Source organism: Winogradskyella sp. R77965 (assembly GCF_044594915.1).
Taxonomy (GTDB): Bacteria; Bacteroidota; Bacteroidia; order Flavobacteriales; family Flavobacteriaceae; genus Winogradskyella.
Genome location: NZ_CP138990.1, coordinates 452,489 through 475,979, shown reverse-complemented (window position 1 = coordinate 475,979; position 23,491 = coordinate 452,489). Strand labels below are relative to the sequence as shown.

20 protein-coding genes are annotated in these 23,491 nt (G+C 32.7%); 13 read left to right on the top strand and 7 right to left on the bottom strand.

Annotated elements, in window-relative coordinates; translation table 11 throughout:
• Positions 1-77 precede the first annotated feature (77 nt).
• Positions 78-401 carry a YbaB/EbfC family nucleoid-associated protein gene (locus SJY34_RS02275; protein ID WP_400078514.1) on the top strand — a complete coding sequence of 108 codons (324 nt, stop codon included), beginning with the start codon at positions 78-80 and terminating at the stop codon, positions 399-401.
• A 15-nt stretch (positions 402-416) separates the two neighbouring features.
• On the opposite strand, the gene SJY34_RS02270 is transcribed toward SJY34_RS02275, so the two are convergent.
• The 3 genes from SJY34_RS02270 to SJY34_RS02260 all read right to left on the bottom strand — a co-directional run bounded on the left by SJY34_RS02270 (position 417) and on the right by SJY34_RS02260 (position 5,065).
• Positions 417-1,433, bottom strand: a complete 1,017-nt coding sequence (locus SJY34_RS02270) for a glycosyltransferase (RefSeq protein ID WP_400078512.1) — start codon at positions 1,431-1,433, stop codon at positions 417-419.
• A 125-nt stretch (positions 1,434-1,558) separates the two neighbouring features.
• Complete coding sequence (locus SJY34_RS02265) at positions 1,559-2,578, bottom strand: threonine aldolase family protein (RefSeq protein ID WP_400078510.1); 1,020 nt, start codon at positions 2,576-2,578, stop codon at positions 1,559-1,561.
• An 84-nt stretch (positions 2,579-2,662) separates the two neighbouring features.
• Positions 2,663-5,065, bottom strand: coding sequence for a zinc-dependent metalloprotease (locus tag SJY34_RS02260; RefSeq protein WP_400078509.1), 2,403 nt, complete (start codon positions 5,063-5,065; stop codon positions 2,663-2,665).
• Positions 5,066-5,168: 103 nt separating this feature from the next.
• On the opposite strand from SJY34_RS02260, the gene prfB reads away from it, so the two are divergent.
• From prfB to SJY34_RS02235, 5 genes are all read left to right on the top strand, one after another.
• A protein-coding gene (gene prfB / locus SJY34_RS02255) for a peptide chain release factor 2 (RefSeq protein ID WP_400078507.1) occupies positions 5,169-6,279 on the top strand; the annotation gives its coding sequence in 2 pieces (ribosomal slippage) (positions 5,169-5,231 and positions 5,233-6,279; 1,110 coding nt in all).
• Positions 6,280-6,897: an HAD family hydrolase gene (locus tag SJY34_RS02250; protein WP_400078505.1), complete on the top strand. Its 618-nt coding sequence runs from the start codon at positions 6,280-6,282 to the stop codon at positions 6,895-6,897.
• A gap of 3 nt (positions 6,898-6,900) precedes the next feature.
• The gene (gene arsC / locus SJY34_RS02245) at positions 6,901-7,242 is read left to right on the top strand and encodes an arsenate reductase (glutaredoxin) (protein ID WP_400078503.1); all 342 of its coding nucleotides are present in this window, start codon (positions 6,901-6,903) and stop codon (positions 7,240-7,242) included.
• A gap of 2 nt (positions 7,243-7,244) precedes the next feature.
• Positions 7,245-7,730 carry a hypothetical protein gene (locus tag SJY34_RS02240; RefSeq protein ID WP_400078501.1) on the top strand — a complete coding sequence of 162 codons (486 nt, stop codon included), beginning with the start codon at positions 7,245-7,247 and terminating at the stop codon, positions 7,728-7,730.
• A gap of 104 nt (positions 7,731-7,834) precedes the next feature.
• Positions 7,835-10,318 carry a TonB-dependent receptor domain-containing protein gene (locus SJY34_RS02235; RefSeq protein ID WP_400078499.1) on the top strand — a complete coding sequence of 828 codons (2,484 nt, stop codon included), beginning with the start codon at positions 7,835-7,837 and terminating at the stop codon, positions 10,316-10,318.
• 106 nt (positions 10,319-10,424) lie between these two features.
• Here the strand turns inward: SJY34_RS02235 and SJY34_RS02230 are convergent, their stop codons facing one another.
• From SJY34_RS02230 to SJY34_RS02220, 3 genes are all read right to left on the bottom strand, one after another.
• On the bottom strand, positions 10,425-11,651 hold the full coding sequence (locus SJY34_RS02230) for a peroxiredoxin family protein (RefSeq protein WP_400078497.1): 1,227 nt from the start codon (positions 11,649-11,651) through the stop codon (positions 10,425-10,427).
• Positions 11,652-11,752: 101 nt separating this feature from the next.
• The gene (locus tag SJY34_RS02225) at positions 11,753-12,472 is read right to left on the bottom strand and encodes a hypothetical protein (protein WP_400078495.1); all 720 of its coding nucleotides are present in this window, start codon (positions 12,470-12,472) and stop codon (positions 11,753-11,755) included.
• An 11-nt stretch (positions 12,473-12,483) separates the two neighbouring features.
• On the bottom strand, positions 12,484-12,684 hold the full coding sequence (locus SJY34_RS02220; protein ID WP_400078493.1) for a hypothetical protein: 201 nt from the start codon (positions 12,682-12,684) through the stop codon (positions 12,484-12,486).
• A 257-nt stretch (positions 12,685-12,941) separates the two neighbouring features.
• On the opposite strand from SJY34_RS02220, the gene pheT reads away from it, so the two are divergent.
• Positions 12,942-15,368 (top strand): phenylalanine--tRNA ligase subunit beta, encoded by a 2,427-nt coding sequence (pheT, locus tag SJY34_RS02215; RefSeq protein WP_400078491.1) that lies wholly within the window; start codon positions 12,942-12,944, stop codon positions 15,366-15,368.
• Between the two features lie 23 nt (positions 15,369-15,391).
• Here the strand turns inward: pheT and SJY34_RS02210 are convergent, their stop codons facing one another.
• Positions 15,392-16,135 carry a hypothetical protein gene (locus SJY34_RS02210; protein ID WP_400078489.1) on the bottom strand — a complete coding sequence of 248 codons (744 nt, stop codon included), beginning with the start codon at positions 16,133-16,135 and terminating at the stop codon, positions 15,392-15,394.
• A gap of 307 nt (positions 16,136-16,442) precedes the next feature.
• On the opposite strand from SJY34_RS02210, the gene tpx reads away from it, so the two are divergent.
• The 6 genes from tpx (at position 16,443) to SJY34_RS02180 (ending at position 23,435) form a co-directional block, all read left to right on the top strand.
• On the top strand, positions 16,443-16,943 hold the full coding sequence (gene tpx, locus SJY34_RS02205) for a thiol peroxidase (protein ID WP_400078487.1): 501 nt from the start codon (positions 16,443-16,445) through the stop codon (positions 16,941-16,943).
• A 5-nt stretch (positions 16,944-16,948) separates the two neighbouring features.
• On the top strand, positions 16,949-17,317 hold the full coding sequence (locus SJY34_RS02200; protein WP_400078485.1) for a diacylglycerol kinase family protein: 369 nt from the start codon (positions 16,949-16,951) through the stop codon (positions 17,315-17,317).
• Between the two features lie 78 nt (positions 17,318-17,395).
• Positions 17,396-18,163 (top strand): M15 family metallopeptidase, encoded by a 768-nt coding sequence (locus SJY34_RS02195; RefSeq protein WP_400078483.1) that lies wholly within the window; start codon positions 17,396-17,398, stop codon positions 18,161-18,163.
• 52 nt (positions 18,164-18,215) lie between these two features.
• Positions 18,216-20,633, top strand: coding sequence for a DNA translocase FtsK 4TM domain-containing protein (locus SJY34_RS02190; protein ID WP_400078481.1), 2,418 nt, complete (start codon positions 18,216-18,218; stop codon positions 20,631-20,633).
• A complete protein-coding gene (locus SJY34_RS02185) occupies positions 20,620-21,345 on the top strand; it encodes an outer membrane lipoprotein carrier protein LolA (RefSeq protein ID WP_400078479.1) in 726 nt (241 codons plus the stop codon). The genes SJY34_RS02190 and SJY34_RS02185 overlap by 14 nt, the downstream gene beginning before the upstream one ends.
• A gap of 92 nt (positions 21,346-21,437) precedes the next feature.
• On the top strand, positions 21,438-23,435 hold the full coding sequence (locus SJY34_RS02180; protein WP_400078477.1) for an LptF/LptG family permease: 1,998 nt from the start codon (positions 21,438-21,440) through the stop codon (positions 23,433-23,435).
• Positions 23,436-23,491 lie beyond the last annotated feature (56 nt).

Genomic DNA, 23,491 nt, shown 5'->3' with positions numbered 1-23,491 from the left:
GTTTTTATGAAAATTTTAATCTAAAAAAGATTCGCAATTTAGTAATTTTGCACCGTAAAAATTTAAAACACAGAATTATGTTTGGAGATATGATGGGAATGATGGGCAAATTGAAAGAAGCTCAAAAGAAAGTTGAAGCAACTAAAGAACGTTTGCATACCGTTTTAATTGATGAAGCAAGTAATGATGACAAGCTAAAAGTTACTATAACCGCTAACAGAACCATTAAATCTATTAGCATTGATGAGGAGTTACTTCAGGATAAAGAAATGTTAGAAGATTATCTTATTTTAACATTAAATAAAGCTATTGAACAAGCTACTAGTGTAAACGAAGCCGAAATTGCGGCTGTTGCTAAAGAAGGCATGCCAAATATTCCTGGTATGGATATGTTTGGTTAATAAAAATATAAAAAGCTACGCGCTCTTATAAATTCCTCTGAAAATCGGGTTAAATATCTTAAAAAGTAAGAAGTAAGTCGCCTTTTTATTAAATAACGGAATTAAGATGCTGTATTTGAAGCCATTATAATCCTTACCCTTAAACTTGTGCATTGGATACGCTTTTATCAACTCTAAATCTTTTAGAATTGCTTTTACCTCTTGTAACTTAATTGTAGATTTCAAAATTCTAACCATCAGAAAAAACACAAAAGATTGTTGTCTAGTTCTTAAGCGATTTAAACAAGCTTCATTATTAGATTTTGAACTTTTTAGGTCATTAATTATATTGTTAAAAACTAAAGCTGCATTATAATTATCTTTTATAACTTTAATATAATGTGAAGGTTCTTTGCTAGTCATTGCAGAACCAGGAGATACTAAATACCTATGTGCATCAACAGATAAATGCGCCATACGCCTTGCTTTTAAAAATAGTTTTGCAGTAAAAATAGCGTCTTCCATCCACCTGCCCTCAATAAATCTGATAGTGGTTTCTTTTAAGAATTCGTTATCAATTATATACCTCCAAACTTCATTATTGTAAAATTCATTAGCAATGTAATTTTCACCGTCTACTATTGGAGACAAGTGAGAAACTTCATTTGAGACTATACTTTGAGAACGTTTAGAATCTGAAATTGTTAAAGAATCAAAAGTTAAAATATCTAAAGAATTTGTCTCTATAGTATCTAATAAACCCTCAAGAACATTTGTCTTTAGATAATCATCTGGATCTAAAAAATAAATATACTTGCCAATAGCCTCTTCTAAACCAGCATTTCGAGCACTTCCAACACCGCCATTTACTTTATCAATTAATTTAACTGCAGAATTTTTTACAGCAATTTCTTTACTACTATCCAAAGAACCATCATTAACAACTAAAATCTCAATATCATTTGAGTCTAAGTTTTGATCTAAAAGACTATCCAAGCATTTAGACAAGAGATGTTCTGCATTATAAACAGGAATAACAACACTTAATCTCATATGCTGTAAAAATCGAAATTATGTGTTAAGTGAATAGTTTGAAATATCATTTTGACCGCAATTAATGCAAAATAGTTGTATTACATTAAATAAAATCGTTAATATGCCCCAGTTATTCTGCAAAATTATAGTTTAGTTAAAATAGTTAATAATCTTTCGTGCATTTGATCTGTATAATCTAAATGTGTTACGATACGAAGTTTATTACTGCCCATACCTATAATTTTTATGCTTTTCTCATTTAATTTATTAAGAAATTGAGTTTCTTCCACATTCTCATTTAACTCAAAGATGATAATATTAGTTTCTATCGGTTCTACTTTTTTTACTGAAGATAAAGTAGTGAGTACCTCTCCTATTTCTTTGGCTTTATTATGATCTTCAGCAAGTCTATCATAATGATGGTCTAAAGCATACAAACCAGCTGCTGCTGCAAAACCAACTTGCCGCATTCCTCCACCCAATATTTTACGAACCCTAAGTGCACCTTGCATTAATTCTTTACTTCCAATTAACACAGAACCCATAGGACAACCTAAACCCTTACTTAAGCACACAGAAATGGTATCAAATAGTTCACCATACTGCTTAGGACTTTCGCCTTTAGCTATAAGTGCATTCCACAATCGTGCTCCATCTAAATGATAACCTAACTCATGTTTGTTTGCAACTCCTCTTATTTTTTTAAGTTCATCAAAATCCCAACAGGCTCCACCACCTTTATTCGTTGTGTTTTCAATAGCAATTAAGGAAGTTAATGGGCTATGGTAAAAATCTGGTGGATTTATTGATGCTTCCGCTTGCGCGGCAGTAAACATACCTCTATGTCCATCAATTAACTTACATGAGATTCCGCTATTAAAAGATGCTCCACCACCCTCGTAATTATAAATATGTGCATATTTATCACAAATAACTTGCTCTCCTGGATTGGTATGTAGTTTTAACGCAGCCTGATTTGCCATACTTCCGGTAGGAAAAAATAAAGCTTCATCCATTCCAAACATATCAGCCAAGTGTTTTTCTAAAGCATTAACTGATGGATCTTCTTTATATACGTCATCCCCTACTTCTGCTGTTAGCATTGCATCTAACATGCCTTTAGTTGGTTTAGTAACTGTATCGCTTCTTAAGTCTATTATCATATTCATTTCCCATGAAAATGGGAATCTTATTTAGTTAAACTTTATTTTAATAGGTTTCGACTGCGCTCAACCTGACATATTATTTTAATTTGAATTGTAATTACAAATATCACTCCCAATTGGTGAACCGTCTGGTATTTTTGGTGATGCTTCTATTTTGAATTTTTCTGGGTGCTCATAAAACTCATTAATCATTAAATTATATTGATACTGAATGGCATCTAATCCCATATTTTTCTTTGCAATATCTCGTATAGTTTTATTTGCAATGGCCTTAACTTGAAAATAAGATTGATCGTTTGAAGCTAAATTCATCAAATACTTCAATATATTAGTATTAATTTGGTGCTGAATTTCTAATAAATAGTTGTCATTATATTTCTTACTAAAAGAATTTCTCAAAAGCTCATCTATCACCTCTTCTAAACTCAACTGATTCTCATCCAAACTCTTCTGCAGCACTAATCGATTAGCACGTTGCGGATGCAATAAATACTTTAGAGTCATATCACTAGCTGTATTAGTTGCACTCAGAGGATCGAAAGCAACACCAGTTTTTCCTGTAAAAGATTCACGTGAACGATTATAACCAAATGCACGTGGTGGAAACAATTCTAATTTATCTTTTGGAATTGCTAAAATTTTAGCATCTAAGGTTTTTAAAATAGCCTTTAGAGTTTCCCTCTGCATACCAACATCGACACACGTTGACGTCATTTGCTCATCACCTTTTACAGCATAGTTGTAATCTAAACCACCAATGACTTTAGTTGCTGCTTCGACTTGAAAGCGGTGATAAAAATATAAAGACACAAATACATCTTCTAATACAGAATAAGGTTCGTAACTCTTAATATTATCTTTGGAAAAGTTAGATATGGCTTGTTGACGTAATTCTAAGACAGAATTCAGTTCTTCAGCAGGTGTTTTACCGTTATCCCATAAATGCGCTAAGACATGTGCTCCACCAGCTGCTCTGGCATCAGAATCTGTAATAAAACGTAAACCACGATCTTGAGCATTTTTTAAAATTTTATTTAAAGCTTTCTTTTCATCTGTTTTTTTATCAAATTCAGAATAACTATAAGCTACAGTAACTTTGTCCCACTCTCCTATTCCAGTTGCGTAAGCATTACTAAAATCTATTTCTCCATTATTTACTGAAATCTGAGGATGCGGATAATCCATAACCGATGCTCTATTGTTAGTACTGGCTGCAAAATTATGTGCAAAACCAATGGTATGACCAACTTCGTGAGCACTCAACTGTCTTATTCTAGCTAAAGCCATGTCTAACATGGGCTGATAATTATCATCGCGCTTTGCAAAAGGCTTATTCATTAAGGCTTGTGCAATCATAAAATCTTGGCGAATACGCAAACTCCCTAAACTCACATGCCCTTTAATAATCTCGCCTGTTCTAGGATCTACAACACTTGCTCCATAACTCCAGCCTCTTGTGCTTCTATGTACCCATTGAATGACATTATACCTGCAATCCATCGGATCTGCATCTTTAGGCAGCATTTTTACTTGGAATGCATCTTTAAAACCGATCGCTTCATAAGCTTGGTTCCACCATCTTGCTCCATCTAATAAAGCTGACCTAACTGGCTCTGGAGTACCAGGATCGAGATAATATATAATTGGCTCTTTAGCTTCACTAATTTCTGCACTTGGATTTTTCTTTTCTAAGCGATGACGTATCACAAAACGCTTTCTAATAGGATCTTGTATTGGAGTTGCATAGTCCATGTAAGACATAGAAATTGCTCCGCTACGTGTATCAAAAACCCTTGGATTGTAGTTATCATTCGGAAGTTTGATAAATGAATGATGTTGAACCACAGTCACCAAAGACCCTGTTGGAGTTACACTTCGCAAATTTCTTCCTGTTGGTTGTCCCTTAAAGGTCAACAAAGCTTCAAACTCAACATTATCAGGAAATGCTTTTGTGCGCTCTAACTCTAATGCACTCTTAGAGGCATCAATCTTGTAAGTACCTTCTTTATTTCTTTTTAATCGCGCAGAAACTCCATGAGTATCTTCCATTAAAAAAGGAGTAAAATCAATGATGTACTCACCATCTTTGTTAGATATAATTTTAAAACCAAATAATACGGACTTAGCAAAAGCTTGCTCAATACTTTTCTTTTCTAAGGAGTTATCTGTATTCGCTCTATACTTTAAATTAGGCTGAATTAGTAACAACTTATTACCCGCTTTTTTAAAATATACCAAACGCTCATTGCCTAGTTGTCCTCTATCTAAACCTATATCATTACTACCAACACCTGAGGACAATGAGTTAACATATAGAAATTCTTCATTAAGTTTTTCAACTTTTAGATAGATTTTATCTGAACTTTCTTCGTAATAAAAGTCAAAATAACCTTCATATACTTTTAAGTCTTTCTTACCCAGAACTTGTGCTTGAAACTGAAAACTAATACTAACAAAACAAAAGAGGAAAACTAATTTTTTCATGTTTAGAGAATTGAATCATAAAACTACGGAATTTCTAAAAAACCAATTCAAAATTATGGCACTTTAATATGGCTCACTATATTTGCAGAAATTACTTCAAAATATGATAACATCAGATCAAATAAAAGATCTTAATTCCCGTCTAGATACACTTAGACAATATCTTTGACTTAGATGCTAAGCTCATAGAAATCTCTAACGAAGAAGAACAAACATTCGACCCAAATTTTTGGAACGACTCTAAAGCAGCCGAATTAGTCATGAAATCCATTCGTGAGAAAAAAAGTTGGGTTAACGATTACGATTCAGCAAAAACCTTATACGAAGACCTAGAAGTCATCTATGAATTCTATAAAGAAGACGAAGCTCCAATGGAAAATGTTGAGAATCGTTTTGAAGCCGCAGTAAATGCAATTGAGAAACTAGAATTTAAAAATATGCTTTCTGAAGAAGGTGACAGCTTAAGTGCTGTACTTCAAATTACAGCTGGTGCTGGTGGAACAGAATCTTGCGATTGGGCAAGTATGCTTATGCGAATGTACCTTATGTATGCAGAAAAAAGTGGGTTTAAAGTTAAAGAACTCAACCTGCAAGATGGAGATGTTGCAGGTATTAAAACAGTGACTTTAGAGATTGAAGGTGATTATGCTTTTGGTTGGCTAAAAGGCGAAAACGGTGTGCACCGTTTGGTACGTATTTCCCCTTTTGATAGTAATGCAAAACGTCATACAAGTTTTGCTTCGGTCTATGTGTATCCTTTGGTAGATGATTCTATAGAAATAGATATTAACCCTTCTGATTTAGAAATTACTACGGCACGATCCAGTGGAGCTGGTGGTCAAAATGTAAATAAAGTAGAGACCAAAGTTCAATTATTGCATAAGCCATCCGGAATACAAATTCAATGTTCCGAAACGCGTTCGCAACACGATAATCGAGCGCGAGCACTTCAAATGCTAAAATCCCAACTGTACGAAATAGAGCTGCAAAAGCAAATGGCGCAGCGAGATGATATTGAAGCCAGTAAAATGAAGATTGAATGGGGAAGTCAGATCAGAAATTATGTTATGCATCCTTATAAATTAGTAAAAGATGTACGTTCAACTCATGAAACTGGTAATGTAGATGCGGTTATGGATGGAGATATAGAACCATTTTTAAAAGCGTATTTGATGATGATGGGACAACAAGAAGCAGATTCAAATAAATTATAAATGAAAACAATTGATACCATAATATTTGATTTAGGTGGAGTGTTAATCGATTGGAATCCAGAATATGTGTATTTAGACGTTTTTAATGGAGACCGAGAAAAAATGCAATGGTTTTTTGACAATGTATGCACTAGTGACTGGAATGAAAATCAGGATGCGGGTTATCCAATGCAAAAAGCTACAGAAGAACGCATCGCTTTATTTCCTGAACATGAAGAACTCATTCGTATGTTCTATGGAAGATGGGAAGACATGCTAGGTGAAGCTATTCATGGTACAGTTGATATACTTAAAAAGCTTATTGATAATCCAAGTTACAAAGTAGTAGCATTAACCAACTGGAGTCATGAGACATTTCCTATTGCGTTAGAGCGATTTGATTTTCTGCATTGGTTTGAAGGTATTATAGTTTCAGGTGAAGAAAAGACCAGAAAACCATTTCCGGAGATTTATGAATTAACGCTAGAGCGCTTTGATATAAAAGGCGAGAATTCAATTTTTATTGATGATAATCTCAGAAATGTAAAGGCTGCAGAAGCATTAGGCATTAATGGCATACATTTTGAAGCACCAGAGGCATTGGCCAATGAACTAAATACATATTCAATTCATATATAAATTATGATTAAAATATACCACAATCCAAGGTGTTCTAAATCTAGACAAGGTTTAGCTATTTTAAAAGCATCTGGCAAAGATTTTGAAGTTATTAAGTATTTAGATGAAAACTTAAAAACGGATCAATTAACGCGAGTTATTTCAAAATTAGCCATAAAACCAATAAATTTGGTGCGTAAAAATGAAGCCATTTGGAAATCTGAATATAAAGGTAAAACCCTTTCGGACCAACAAATAATCGAGGCAATGGTTGCAAACCCAAAGCTAATTGAACGGCCTATAGTTATCAACGGAAAAAATGCAGTGGTTGGTAGACCACCAGAAACAATATTAAACATTATTTAAAAATGAAAAAGACAGTCTTAGTTATTTTTGCACTATTAATTGGTCTTAATGTCTTTGGACAAATGCGTAGAAACAGAAATAGCATTCCGCAAACCACCAGAGAACCATCTGAGAAAGATATAGAAAAACGTAAGCGATTAGTGGAAGAACGCAAAAATGAATACATTGCCAACTTCTTAACCACACTAGAAGCAGACGATTTTCAAAAGGAAATTATTAAACAATCTTTAAACAGTTATTTTATTGCAAAAGTGGCTCTTTATAAAACTCGTTTTGAACATAGCTTAGATCGAGATAAAGCTATAAAAGCATTAGATGACACACATTTTGCTGATCTCAAAGAGTTAATTTCTGAAGGTGATATGAACAAAATCAAAGAGTTAATTAAGGGAGAATTTGACGAACAAGAAGTCGTAAAAGAGAAAAAGAAAAAGAGGAAAAAGAGGAAAAAGAAGAAAAAAACTAAAGATGAAGAGGATAACGGCTAAATTGAACCCTCTATTCCTTGTAGGTAAAACAATTTTTCATTTAACAAAAGATTAACCCTAAGCCAGAGAGCTAGGTTTAATTTTGTGATTTTAACAAATATGACATGAAAATAAGTTTACCACTTTTTTTACTTCTGTTTTTTTTCAATCTATCCTTTGCTCAAAAGGAAGTTAAAATCCAAGGAACTGTGGTTGAACAAGGTTCTAATATCCCTTTAGAATATGCGACTATTACATTTCAATCAAAATCAGATAATGCAATAATTGAGGGAACTATTACTGACTCTAAGGGAGAATTCAGCTTAAAAATACCTGTAGGACTCTATGATATTGTTGTGGAATATATTTCATACAAGTCTAAAAATTACTACAACAAAAATATCTCAGAAAATATAGATCTAGGCACTGTAGCGCTAGAAGCGGATGTAGAATCTCTAAGCGAAGTTGAAATTGTCGCCGAACGGACCACTGTAGAAATAAAATTAGACAAGAAAATTTACAATGTCGGTAAAGACCTAACCGTTAGAGGCGGTACAGTAAGCGACGTATTAGACAACGTGCCATCTGTTTCAGTAGACGTTGAAGGAGCTGTATCATTAAGAGGAAATAGTGATGTAAGAATTCTTATCAATGGCAAACCTTCTGGTTTGGTTGGTCTTAATTCAACAGACGCATTACGACAATTACCTGCTGAGGCTATTGAACGTGTTGAAGTGATAACATCTCCTTCAGCAAGATATGATGCAGAAGGCTCTGCAGGGATTTTAAATATCATCTTGAGACGTAGTAAACTCCAAGGTTTTAATGGAGCTATTACTGTTAATGGTGGTTCCCCATTACAAGGTGGTGTTTCTGGAAATATCAATTATAGAACAGGTGATGTTAATATTTTTAATACTACTAGCTACAATTATAGAGAGACACCAGGAAACGCACTCAACGAAACTGAGTTTTTTAATGGAGACGAGCCAAGTACATTTTTAAAAGAAGAGCGCGATTTTGATCGTGTTCGTAAAGGGTATAGCACAAATACTGGTATCGAATGGTATGTTAATGAAACTAGCTCGCTAACCGCAACTTTGGTGTATCGAGATAGCGACAATGAAAGTAACACCTTTAATCTTACAGAACGGTTTGATGCTAACAATAACCTTCTAGAAACAACTATTCGTAGAGATCCAGAACTCGAAGATGATAGAACCATACAATATGCTTTTAGCTATGACAAACAGTTTAATGGTAATAGTCAGCACAAATTAACCTTCGATTTTCAATTTGAAGACAGTTCGGAATTAGAACGATCAATGATTAACCAAAATGGCTTTGATGCAGAAAATGTAGTTACTGACGAAAACCAAAATAGAATATTATTACAAGCAGATTATGTTGAACCTATTAAAGAAACTGGACAATTAGAATTTGGTTATCGTGGTGAGTTTTTTGATTTACTTACTGATTATTTAGTAGAGACAAGTTTTGACCAGGGAGAATCATTTGAAACTAACACTGACTTAAGTAATACTTTAGATTTTACACAACAAGTTAATGCGTTATACTCACAATACGGAAATAAAATTGGCTCCAAGTTTTCTTATTTGCTCGGTTTGCGCTATGAAGGCACAAGAATTACTATCGAACAACTAACTAGTGGTGATTTTGACAAAAAAGAATACCACCAATTATTTCCTACAGTCAATTTGGCCTTTGAGTTATCAGAAGACGAAAATATCACCTTAGGTTATAATAGAAGAATCAGAAGGCCACGCTCTCGTTTTATTAATCCTTTTCCATCGCGAAGTAGTCCTGTAAATCTATTTCAAGGAAATCCTGACTTAGACCCGAGTACTTCAAATGCATTTGATATTGGTTATTTTAAAAAATTTGGAAAACAGCTAACTCTAACAAGTTCCATCTATTTTCAGAGCTCAAAAAATGCCTTTAATTTTGTTGCTTTAGAAACTGATAATTTTTACAATTTTGAAACATTACAAACCATAAATATTAACGATCCAGATTTTAATCAATTTGATCCAGAGGATTTAGTTAGTGTAATACGACGTACACCTATTAATTTAGCGACCAATGACCGTTATGGATTAGAATTTACGCTGACTTATAGACCAACTAAAAAGTGGAATCTAAACGGTAATTTTAACCTATTCAACTCGATTACAAGAGGGGATTTTGAAGGTCAAAATTTTGATGCTGACAATTTAAGCTGGTTCATAAGATTAAATAATAAATATACACTTCCTGGTGGTATCGATTGGCAAACACGCATATTTTACAGAGGACCAAGTGAAACAGCTCAAAGTCGAAATAAAGGTATTTTTTCTACAGACTTAGCCTTTAGCAAGGACTTATTCAATGATAAAGCCTCATTAGCATTTAATGTTAGAGATGTTTTTAATTCTCGTATACGTCGAAGTGATAACTTTACCGATACTTTTGAAAACTATGGTGAGTTTCAAAGACGTGTGCGTTCTTTTAATTTAGCTTTTACTTATCGCTTTAATCAGCAAAAAAAGCGTCAACGTTCTGGTCGTGATGGAAATGGTGGCGGTGATGACTTCGATTTTGAAGGGTAACATAGTCTATAGACTCTTTAAAATTTCAGTTTTAACTTATTTATAGTTTATTCCTGTTTTAAGATATGGCTAAAAACTGATTTGGCAGTATCTCATAAACTCAATATTATTCTCCTAATAACAAACTAATAAACCCTTCAAATTCAGTCTTAAATTCCTCGTATTTTTCACCTGTAGCTGGTCCATTAAAACCTGTATGAATCTTCCGTACTTTACCTGTTTTATCGATAAAAATTGAGGTTGGGTATGACAACACATGGTTAAGCATTGGTAACTTTTCTTGCGCTTTTGCTTTATCTGAAGTACCATATTGCGCCAATAGAATGGGATAGGATATATCTAGTTTATCTCTTAATCTATTTATACTGCTAAATGCCTTTTCTTTGGTTTTAGCATACTCAAAAGCTAGAGCAACAATTTCTACTCCACGTTCGGCGCTAGCTTCGTAGAATTTAGTATAGTATTTACTTTCGTCTAAACAGTTTGGGCACCAAGTTCCCATTATCTGAACAATCACCACTTTATTTTTAAATCGCTCATCACTTAATGCCAACATATTGCCATTTTCATCTGGAAATGAAAACTCTAAACTATCATAACCTTCCTTTAAAAAAGTGAGTTCATTAGCACTTGGTAACTCATAAGCTTCATTTCGTCTTGCAACAAAAGGTTCTTTCCAATGGTTCCCTGAATAGAAATTTCCTTCCATTGTAGAATCAGTTACTTTAGCTGTGAACAGAAAAGCATGGGCTCCATCAAATGTTGAAAGTTTCATTTCGTTACCATCCATCTTACCTTCAAGATATCTGTAATCACCTGTTGTTGTTCTAAAGGTTCCTGTTACTTTGTCTCCTTCTTGTTCAAAAATACCTTTAGCAATGTATTCATCTCCTTCAATGCCTTTACTAAACACAGTTTCCCAAATACCTGTTACTTTTTGTGTTGGCTTCGCATTTACTTTAAATCGACTTTTATTGTCAAATTCAGCCGTAAAAGGCACTACTCTATCTAAACTCTCCTTAATAAAACTTCCTTTTAAATTATTGCCCTCAAACTTAGCCGCTATATAACCTTCAAATACTGGAGCTTTTATAAAAATAGAATCATTTCGATAGTCTACTTCATCAACTTCAATAACTTCTTCAGCATTGAATATTTTTAGTTTTGTTGGAGATTCTGCTTTAAAAACAAAGGGTAGTTCTTCATTATCCTGTACTTCAAAAACAGCTCTGTAAGTTCCGATTTTTAGACTATTAGTACCTCCATTTTCCCCACTGACCTGTTCTTTACAAGATGTTATCAGAATAAAAACGACTAGAATATATCGTATCATAAAATCTATTTATATAAAGTTCGAAATAACAACAAAAAGCTTACAAATAAAAAAAAATGCGATTTTCATCGCATTTTTTATTCAATTTATTAAGCCATAATCTATTGATCAACTTTTCTTAGTTTTTGTTTTTGAGAAGATACTCTCTCTTTTGCTTTAGCTAAGTTCTCTTTTAATTTTTCCAATCGAGATTCCGCCAATTTTATTTTTTCTTGCTTTTTTTCAGCCTCCTCAGCTGTTATAGATCCATTAGCAACTTTTTCTGCAAGTTTCTTTTTTGCTTCTTCTATACGAAGGCTACTTTTATCTAAAAATTGAGATCTTTTAGTCATTTTATCCTCTGTAGATTTAATTCTGTCTTGTACTTGCTCTAACCTGTACTTTCGAAATTCTGTTCTATCTCCCTTAAACTCTTCGCGCTTTTTCTTCAATTCGTCTTTTCCTTCTTTCAACTCACTCTTTTTCTCCTTCATTTCAGAACGCTTGTCCTTCATTTCTTCTCTCATTTTTTTCTTTTCCTCTTCTGAAGCATTTTCAAACTTTTCTTTCAATTCTTTTTGCTCTTCTTTAAGAGCTTTCTTTTCTTCCTTTAAGTCTTTTCGAGAATCTTTAATCTTATCAGCTTCTTCTTTTATGTCTTTTTTACTATCATTAAGCTCTTTACGCTTTTCCTTCTTCTCTTGTTTTAGTTTAGACTTTTCGTCCTTAACTTTTTGCTTTGCCTCTTTGACATTCTCTTTCTTTTCTTGGGCAGTTATAGGTTGTGCATTTACAAATGCAAATACCGTAAATACTAAAAATATGTACTTTAAATTTTTCATTTCTTTATTGTTTATATTTCTAAATCGTTTAACGCATCCTCTAATGCCTTAGCGTCCTCTTCAATTTCTTTTTCAATTGTTTCAGTTTCTGCCTCAATAGCATCAATCTGTTCTACAGCAGAATCAATTTCTGCTTCTTCTTTTTTTGTATCTCTACAGGAGATACTAAAAACCAAACCTAGAACGGTTAAGTATCTTAAAAATGTTTTCATTTATCTATAAATTATTTAGTTATTATAAATTTACTTAATTATAAGACACGATCTCAGGTCTTAAAGTCACTTTAACTTAAGTTTCGAAAAGAAACTCAACAATTATTTAATAGCTAGCTGTTTTTAATATAAACATTTTCTCATTTCTTTTTGGAAATTTTTTGAACTATTTGGTCTAAAATATTATATAAATGTTTTCTTTAGGCTTTTGCCTACTTAATGCAAAGTTCTATCTTTGCGTGCATTAAATTCGAAGAATGAAGATATCATACAACTGGCTTAAACAGTTCATAAATATAGATTGGGACGCTGAGAAAACAGGTGAATTACTAACTGATCTTGGACTAGAAATTGAAGGTATTGAACGCTTCGAATCTGTCAAAGGCGGATTAGAAGGTATAGTAATTGGCGAAGTTTTAACCTGTGAGCAACACCCAAATGCAGACCGCTTAAAAGTAACAACCGTAAATATTGGTACAGATGCTCCATTACAAATTGTTTGTGGCGCACCTAATGTAGCCGCAGGACAGAAAGTGCCAGTAGCCACTATTGGAACAACCTTATACACTCCGGAAGGCGAAGCTTGGAAGATTAAAAAAGGTAAGATTCGTGGTGAAGAAAGTCACGGTATGATTTGCGCTGAAGACGAACTTGGTTTAGGCGAATCGCATGATGGCATTATGGTGCTTGATGAAAAATTAAAAATTGGAGCTCCTGCTTCTATGGTTTTTAAGGTTGAGAGCGATGATGTTTTTGAAATTGGTTTAACACCAAACCGAGCAGATGCCATGAGTCATTATGGTGTGGCGCGAGATTTAAAAGCCGGTTTGCTGCAGCACGAAATTTCTGTTGAATTAATTACTCCTTCAGTAAGTTCTTACCATGTAGATGCAAGATCTCTTAAAATAGATGTCGAAGTTAAGGACAAAGAAAAATGTCCACGTTATTGTGGTGTCACCATTTCTGGATTAAAAGTTGAATCGTCTCCTATTTGGTTACAAAATCGACTCAAAGCTATTGGCTTATCACCCATTAATAATATTGTGGATGCTACTAACTATGTATTACACGAATTGGGTCAACCGCTTCATGCCTTTGATGCTCATAAAATTTCGGGCAATAAGATTGAAGTTAAAACCTGTAAAACGGGTACAAAATTCACAACATTAGATGGTGTCATTCGCGAATTACATGAAGACGATTTAATGATATGCGATGGCGAAAAGCCAATGTGTATTGCTGGTGTGTTTGGTGGTATTGATTCTGGTGTCTCAGTAAGTACAAGCAATATATTCCTAGAAAGTGCTTATTTCGATCCTGTATCAATTCGTAAGACTGCTAAACGTCATGCTTTAAATACTGATGCTTCATTCCGTTTTGAACGTGGTATTGATCCTAACATTACTGAATACGCTTTAAAACGTGCCGCATTATTAATAATGGACATTGCAGGTGGAGAAATAACAAGCGATATTGTTGATGCCTATCCTAATAAAATAAAAGATTTTGAAGTCCGACTGAGTTTTGATAATGCCAAGAAATTAATCGGTGAAGAAATTCCGAAAGAAACCATAAAAAGTATTCTATCGTCTTTAGATATAAAAGTAAATAATGTCACTGAAGCTGGCTTGGGTCTTACAGTACCTGCGTATAGAAATGATGTACAACGCGAAGCGGATATTATTGAAGAAATACTGAGAGTTTACGGTTATAACAATATTGGCACAACCGAGAAGTTGAATGCTTCAATTTCTAATTCTTCCCGATTTGAAGATTATAAACTCCAAAATATTATAGGTAATCAATTAGCTTCTCAAGGATTCTTTGAGATTATGGCTAATTCATTAACTACACCTAAATACGTTGAGTTAAGTGAAAACTTAAATGAAGCGCACAATGTAAAAATGCTAAATCCTCTGAGTAATGATTTGGAAGTGATGCGCCAATCCTTATTGTTCTCTGGTTTGGAAGCTGTGTCTTATAATATCAACAGAAAACGTGATGATTTAAAGTTGTTTGAATTTGGTAAAACATATCATCAATATACAGATAACAGAGAAGAGCAAAAACACTTATCTATTTTTGTTACAGGAAATAAATCTGAAGAACGTTGGAATGCTTCTACCTCGCCAAGTGATTTTTTCTACTTAAAAGGAACTATTGAAACGGTTTTACAGCGATTAGGTTTAAACCGTTTTAAATCTGCACCGACCAAAACAGATGTTCTTAGTGAAGGTATTAGCCTATCTATTGGAAAGAAAAACCTTGTTGATTTTGGATTAGTAAAAAAGTCAGTGTTAAAGCATTTCGGGATTTCTCAAAATGTATTGTTTGCAGACTTTAATTGGGATAACGTGCTAGAGATGGCGCAGTATAACAAAATTAACTTTAATGAGATACCCAAATACCCTGAGGTACGACGAGATTTTGCATTGTTATTAGACAACAGTGTCACTTTTGAAGAAATCCATACTATCGCAAAACAAACCGAAAAACAGTTGCTTAAAAATGTTAATCTTTTCGACGTTTACGAAGGTAAAAACTTACCTGATGGCAAGAAGAGTTATGCAGTGAGTTTTACGATTCAAGACAAACACAAAACACTTACTGATAAGCAAATTGATAAGATTATGTCTAAGTTACAGACAAATTTTGAAAATAAGCTTGGTGCTGAATTACGCTAACTTGGTCCTAAAACATTTAGCAATTAAGCCTCAAGAATTACATTATTTTTCTTTTTACTTTTATCTTCTTTAGGCTTAAATTTTAGTTTAAGGCTGTTAAATTCTATTGTAATATAATCTATTAATGCATATAGAAACAAAGCAGCTCCAGACATTTCCAGCAACTCTTCAAAACTATACATTAAAGCATACGTTAAGGTACTTTCCCCATGCTTTTCTGCATGCATGCCACTAATAGCTTCCATTGTTACAGCTCCAGAAATAAATAAAACACCAGCTAAAATAAACAGCTTCAAAGTGCGTTTAGGTAAGCGCTTTACAAACTTAAAATAAGCTATACCTATTATAATAGTTACAGCAACATAGGGAATAAACCATGCAAAATAAAGGATTCCTGTTGTGCCCAAAAGAGTTTCCATAGGTGCACGAAGTTGCTCATGGATTTGAATCATTTCATCCAATGCCAAAAAAACAAAAATACCAGACAATACAATCCAATGCCAAAATTTCCCTCCTTTCGCATTGCTTCCGTAAGCTATTAAAGCGAGTAAAATACCATCAATAAGCAATACTAGTGATGAAAAATAAGCTGGCAAGTTAGCTTCTAAATTAACATTGAAGAACTTGATAAGAAGTCTTGGCACCTTCTCTTCCATTCCAGTTGAATTAAATATTAAATAAACAGAAAAAAGGTTTGCTATTGCTAAAATCCCTATAGCAATAAAGAGATTAAGAAGAATCTTTGACTTTCGCAATTGAAATATCATAAAAAAAATGTTTAAATAGCGACATGTAGGGGTTTTGTCTATGAGTTTTAATTACAGCTAATAATTTAGAGTATTTTAAGTTAAAATTTTCGTGCAAATACCCTCAATATATTGTTTAAACGACCTATAACTTCGATTAAATGCACAAGTAATCAAAATCTTAAAAATTAAAATACTGATTATTAATTGATTAATTCAATTTTCCATAGGTTTGGATATAAGCGCATAATAATTTTAAATATTATCTTTTATTTAATAGAAAAGCACATAAAAGTTGCTATTTTTAACGCAATAAAATTTATCTAAAATGGCAAAAGTAACATTAGGGGGAACACCTGTAGAAACCATAGGAAATTTACCGTCTGTTGGTAGTAAAGCTCCAGATTTTGAACTTACAGCAACTGATTTATCAAGTAAATCTAATGCAGATTATAATGGCAGTAGATTGGTGCTAAATATATTTCCAAGTGTAGATACTGGCACATGTGCACAATCTATAAGAACATTCAACGAAAAAGCAAGTCAACTAAAAAATACAAAAGTTTTGTGTATCTCAAAAGATCTACCATTTGCAATGGCTCGTTTTTGTGGCGCAGAAGGCATAGAAAATGTAGAGAGTCTTTCTGATTATAAAACAGGAAAATTTGGTGATGATTATGGTTTAACCTTTAAAACTGGCGCTTTTGAAACGCTATTATCGCGTTGTATAGTGGTTATAAATACTGACGGAACAATATTACACACAGAGCAAGTTTCTGAAATTGCAGATGAGCCAAATTATGAAAGCGCACTTTCTAGCTTAGCATAATTTTTATGCAAAAAAAAGATTCTTTTTTAGTTAACAGATTAAAAAGTGTGGGCTATGCTTTTAAAGGCATGCTTATATTAATAAAAACTGAAGCCAGTATAAAAATTCAATTGTTTATTGCGATTGTAATTACAATTGCTGGTTTTTATTTTGAAATTTCTAAAACAGAATGGCTAGTGCAAATTAGTATGATTGGTTTGGTAATGAGTATTGAGGGCATAAACACTGCCATTGAATACATTGCTGACTTTATTCACCCAGAACAACACCCAAAAATTGGATTAATAAAAGATGTTGCTGCTGGTGCAGTATTTATTGCTTCAATTATTGCTGTGATTATAGCGGGCATCATTTATTTACCTAAAATTCTTTAGATACCAAAAGCATTACTATAAACGTTACATATTTGTATTTTTGTCGAATTAAATATTCTCAATAGCCTAAAACTTAAAATGAAATCTTTTCTTGCTGTATTTTCTATTATATTATTTGTTCTAAGTTGTAATCTCAAAAATAAAAAAATCAATACATCAGAAAATAATCTAATTCAAATAGATACTATTAAACCTGAAGAAAATCTTAATAAGGCTATTACAAAAGTCTTCGTATTAGGAAAGTTTGAATATAGAGTAGACACGACATTTACCAAAGTAAATTCTGAGCACTCAGCAAAAACCTTGTACCTTAAAAAAGAAGTATATAGTGCTTTTTTAGATATGCTCAACGCAGCCAAGCAAGATGGTATTGTATTGAAAATTTTATCTGGTACACGAAATTATAAAGAACAAAAAGCCATTTGGGAACGTAAATGGAATATGTATAATAACCTTAAACCTTTGGAGCGTGCTCAGAAAATTTTAGAATACAGTTCTATGCCAAGCTCATCTCGTCATCATTGGGGAACAGATTTAGACCTAAATAGTTTAAGTAATTCGTATTTTAGCAGTGGAAATGGAAAAACTGTATATGATTGGTTAAATGCAAACGCAAATGATTTTGGTTTTTATCAAGTTTATACTCAAAAAGATAGTGGAAGAACGGGCTATAACCTTGAAAAATGGCACTGGTCTTATTTGCCTTTGGCTAGTAAGTATTTAGAGTTTTACAATGACAATATCACTTATAAAGATATCAATGGATTTATAGGGTCAGAACTCGCCATAGACTTAAATATTATAGAAGACTATGTAAATGGTATTTCTAATAAAGCAAAAGAATAAAAATGAATTTCCGATAATTCGGAACCAGTTACCGAAATAAATTCGGCATAAAATGGCAAAAAAAACAACTAAAAAGAAAACCACAACTAAAGCAAAGCCAAAAGCTAAAGCAAAAAAGCGGTCATATAAATTATCGAACCAGCAAAAACTTGTTTTTGGTAGCTTGTTAATCATTCTTGGGGTACTCCTTTTTATATCATTTTTATCTTTTGTTTTTACTGGCAAGGAAGACCAAAGTGTTTTGAGCACATTTCCTGAGCGTTCTCAAGAATACAAAAATTGGGCGAGCCAATTAGGTGCTTGGGTGAGTGAATTTTTTATTACCAAAGGCTTTGGTGTTCCGTCCTTTATTTTTTCTGGCTTAGTATTTCTATCTGGTGTGTACGTAACTTTAAATTTGAAGATAGCGAAATTAAGTAAACATTGGATTTGGGGAACATTAATTATTATTTGGTTATCCATTTTCTTTGGTTTTTTTACACACAAATATGATATTCTTGGTGGAACTATAGGTTTCGAAATGAATCATTTCTTTCAAGATTATATTGGTAAAATAGGCACTGCACTATTACTGCTTTTTGGACTTATTGCATACCTAGCCATTCGATTTAAAGTTACCGGAGATACATTTTTAAACCTCTTTAAGCGTGCAAAACGTAACATTAAAGACGACTTTAATCAAGAATCAAATACTTCAGAACCAACTGTAATTATAGATAATAGTTTAACTGAAGAAGCTGAAGCCATAAAATCTGCTTTCGAGATTCCATTAGATAAGCCTGAGCCAACCATAAGCAACTATTCTAAGCCAAACACTAAGGATGAAGAGTTAAAAATGGAAGTCGCCGAAAAGCCAAAAGAAGAGACAGTTGATACACCAGAATTAAAAATGGAAGTGGAAACGGTTGAAGAAGAAAAATCTGAAATCGATAATCTTTCAGATAAGCTTGTTGAAGACTTTGGACTGTTTGATCCAACTCTGGAATTAGGAAAATACCAATTTCCGCCTCTAGATTTATTAAAGAAATATGACAACGAAGGCATTTCTATTGATCAAGAAGAACTTGAAGAAAATAAAAATAGAATTGTTGAAACACTAAGAAATTATAAAATAGGAATTAGTAGCATTAAAGCAACTATAGGTCCTACGGTTACACTTTATGAAATTGTTCCAGAAGCAGGTATTAGAATTTCAAAAATTAAAAATTTAGAAGACGATATAGCTCTATCGCTTGCAGCATTGGGCATTCGTATTATAGCACCAATTCCAGGAAAAGGAACTATTGGTATTGAGGTACCTAATAAGAATTCTACGATTGTATCGATGCGTTCGGTTATTGCCTCTCAGAAATTTCAAAAATCTGAAATGCAATTGCCTATTGCCTTTGGTAAAACTATTAGTAACGAAACCTTTGTTGTAGATTTGGCAAAAATGCCTCACTTACTTATGGCTGGTGCTACTGGTCAAGGTAAATCGGTTGGATTGAATGCAGTTTTAACTTCTTTATTGTACAAAAAACATCCTGCAGAAGTCAAGTTTGTACTTGTTGATCCGAAAAAGGTAGAACTTACATTATTCAATAAAATTGAACGTCATTATTTGGCAAAGTTACCAGATAGTGAAGATGCTATTATTACAGATAATACAAAAGTGATTAATACGTTGAACTCACTTTGTATTGAAATGGATAATCGCTATGAAATGCTTAAGAACGCATTTTGTAGAAATATTGCCGAATACAATGCTAAGTTTAAAGCTAGAAAATTAAATCCAAATGATGGTCACGCATTTTTACCATACATTGTTCTGGTGGTTGATGAGTTTGCGGATTTAATAATGACGGCTGGTAAAGAAGTAGAAACACCAATTGCACGTTTAGCGCAGTTGGCTCGTGCCATTGGTATTCACTTAATAATTGCAACACAACGTCCTTCAGTAAATGTAATTACTGGTATTATAAAGGCCAACTTCCCAGCACGTATTGCATTTAGAGTCACCAGTAAAATTGATTCGAGAACTATTTTAGATGGTTCTGGAGCAGACCAATTAATTGGTCGTGGAGATATGCTCTATACGCAAGGAAATGATTTAATCCGTATTCAATGTGCCTTTGTTGATACACCAGAAGTTGAAAAAGTAACTGAGTTTATTGGTTCTCAAAAAGCGTATCCAGACGCTCATTTATTGCCAGAATATGTTGGTGAGGAAGGTGGCACAAATCTTGATATAGATATATCAGACAGAGATAAGTTGTTTAGAGACGCGGCAGAAATTATTGTGACATCACAGCAAGGTTCGGCTTCTTTACTACAACGAAAATTAAAGTTAGGCTACAACAGAGCTGGTAGAATTATAGATCAATTAGAAGCTGCAGGAATTGTAGGTTCTTTTGAAGGTAGTAAAGCAAGACAAGTATTAGTGCCAGATTTAGTAGCTTTAGATCAATTATTAGAAAATGAAAAAAATTAATAAGACAACAGACGTAATAAAGATGAAATCAAAGATTCACGAAAACAAAAAGAATAAAATAAATACTTTGAGTAAAAATTTATTTGTAATAGCATTTCTAGCATTTGGACTTGTAGCTTTTGCGCAAAGTGATGCAAAAGCCGAAACATTATTAAATGAAGTAAGCACAAAAATTAAAGCTTATAAAAACATTAGTTTAGACTTTAAATACGAATTAAACAACGTTAATGAAAATATTTCGCAAGAAACACGAGGAGATGTCGTTATTGAAGGAGAAAAATACAAACTAAACATCTTAGGTGTAACTCGTATTTTTGACGGAAAAACTTTATATACTATTAGTCCAGAAGACGAGGAAGTCACTATCTCTTCGGATAACTCTGAAGATGAAAATACCATTACCCCAAGTAAAATGTTATCGTTTTACGAAGATGGTTATACGTACAAAATGGATATTATTCAGACTGTAAAGGGCAGAAAGATTCAGTACGTAAAATTAAACCCTATAGATACTAATTCTGAAATTAAACACGTATTGTTAGGCATAGATGCCACTACTAATCATATTTATAACTTAATAGAAGTTGGTAAAAACGGAACAAAAACAACATTAACTGTTAATTCTTTTAAAACCGACCAGCCTATCTCAAAAACCTTATTTACATTTGACGAAGTTAAGTACAGTGATTACTATATCAATAAAATTGATTAAAGTATAGTGAAATATCTATTTTAGTAACTGAGCCAGAATCATACATAAATAGATACTTATATGTAACCATTGAGATAAATAAGAATTAGTGCATGAAAATATTAGATAGGTATATACTTATCACATTCTTAAGGACGTTTTTTAGCGTCTTTATTATATTTATGTTCATCTTTATATTACAAGGAGTATGGCTCTACATTGCTGAACTTGCTGGTAAAGACTTAGATGTATCAGTAACTGCAAAATTTATTCTGTATTACATGCCAAAGCTAATTCCTTTGGTTGTGCCCTTAACTGTTCTGTTATCATCTATAATGGTATTTGGTAACTTTGCCGAAAACTATGAATTTGCAGCAATGAAATCAACTGGTATCTCATTGCAGCGTGCCATGCGAAGTCTAAGTGTATTTATTGTAGCACTTGGTATTGGTTGTTTCTTCTTTGCTAATAATGTAATTCCTTGGGGAGAGTACAACTTTTATAACCTTAGACGAAATATTGCAAAGAAAAAACCTGCTCTTGCTATAGCTGAAGGACAATTTAATGACATTGGTAACATTAATATTAAGGTAGAAGAGAAAAGTGGTGATAATGGAGAATTTCTTCAGAACGTCATCATCCATGAAAAAGCCAAAACACGCAGCGGAAATTATACAGTAATTGTTGCTGAAAAAGGAGAATTAAAAAGCAGTCCAGATTCTAACGTTCTCCAATTAGAACTAATAAACGGAAATCGTTACCAAGAAGTTGTTAATAAAGATACACGAAAAAACTCGGATAAACCACATGCTAAAAGCTATTTTGATAAATATATCATAAATGTAGATTTAGAGATTTTAAATTCTGAGGATTTAGACGAGAAAACGCACTCAGACAGATATAATATGCTAGATGTTAAACAACTCAATTATACAATTGATAGTTTGAACACGAAAAAAATAGAGGATTATAATAAGTTATCAAAAACACTATATAATAGAACTAATTATCCTGCATTAAATTTAAATATGCAAGTGCCTAAAAAAGATTCACTTTATACTGGTAATATCTTAGATCTTTTCACTACTAATAATAGTAAAATTCAGATTTTAAATTTAGCCGTAAATTCATCAAACAGTACAAAACAAATATTAGATAGTAATGAAAAAACTGCACAAACTAAGGCTATTTGGCTAAACAAACATATTATAGTGCTACACGATAAGTTTGTTTTAGCATTTGCATGTATCATTCTATTTTTTGTTGGTGCACCACTTGGTGCACTTATACGAAAAGGTGGACTTGGTCTACCGATGGTTATTGCCATAGTTTTATTTTTAACGTATTACTTCTTCGGTATTTTTGCAAAAAACAGTGCAGAAAAAGGAAGTTTTAGTCCAATTATTGGAGCATGGCTTTCAACAGCTATTATGCTGCCTCTAAGTATCTATCTAACATCTAGAGCTACAAACGATAAAGGAGCTTTTGAAATTGACAGTATTTTAGAGCCATTAAAAAAACTGTTCGGAATAAAGAAGAAACAAGATGCTATTAGTAATCTTGAATTTGATATAAATTCAAATGAATACAAAACGTTATTAAATTATGATAACGATAAATTAAAAAGTATAATTAAGAATTATAATCCTTCAGATTTTAAGGTTGAATATAAAAACTCTGCCGTTTCAATTTTAGATTCCAGAGGAATTACCAAACAAGAATTAAAGCTGACTGGTAATTTAAAGAATGAACACTATGAAGAGGCACTTCGTTTAAAAAATGCATACGAAGAAGATTCTAAACTGGCACTTATTACATCCATCATTTCAACAGCATTCTCAGTTACTGGAAGAATACTTGAAAACAATAATTTTCCGACTCTTGGGAATACCCTTTTTATTATTGGTCTTGTCATTTATGTGATTTTTATTTTTTCACTCATAAAATCTTTTTCTAAACACTCAGATTTATATAAGCATTTGGGTAAACCAAAAAGTATTAATGCACTTCTCTATGTATTGTTAGGATTACCTTTCTATTTTATATTTTACTTCATTCAGAAAAAACAAATTGATGACGCACTTATATCTAACAAAACTTCTAAAAATTAAATAGATTGTAAATTAATCAAAGTGAGTTTCAAACTAACTTCAAAATTTAAAATAAC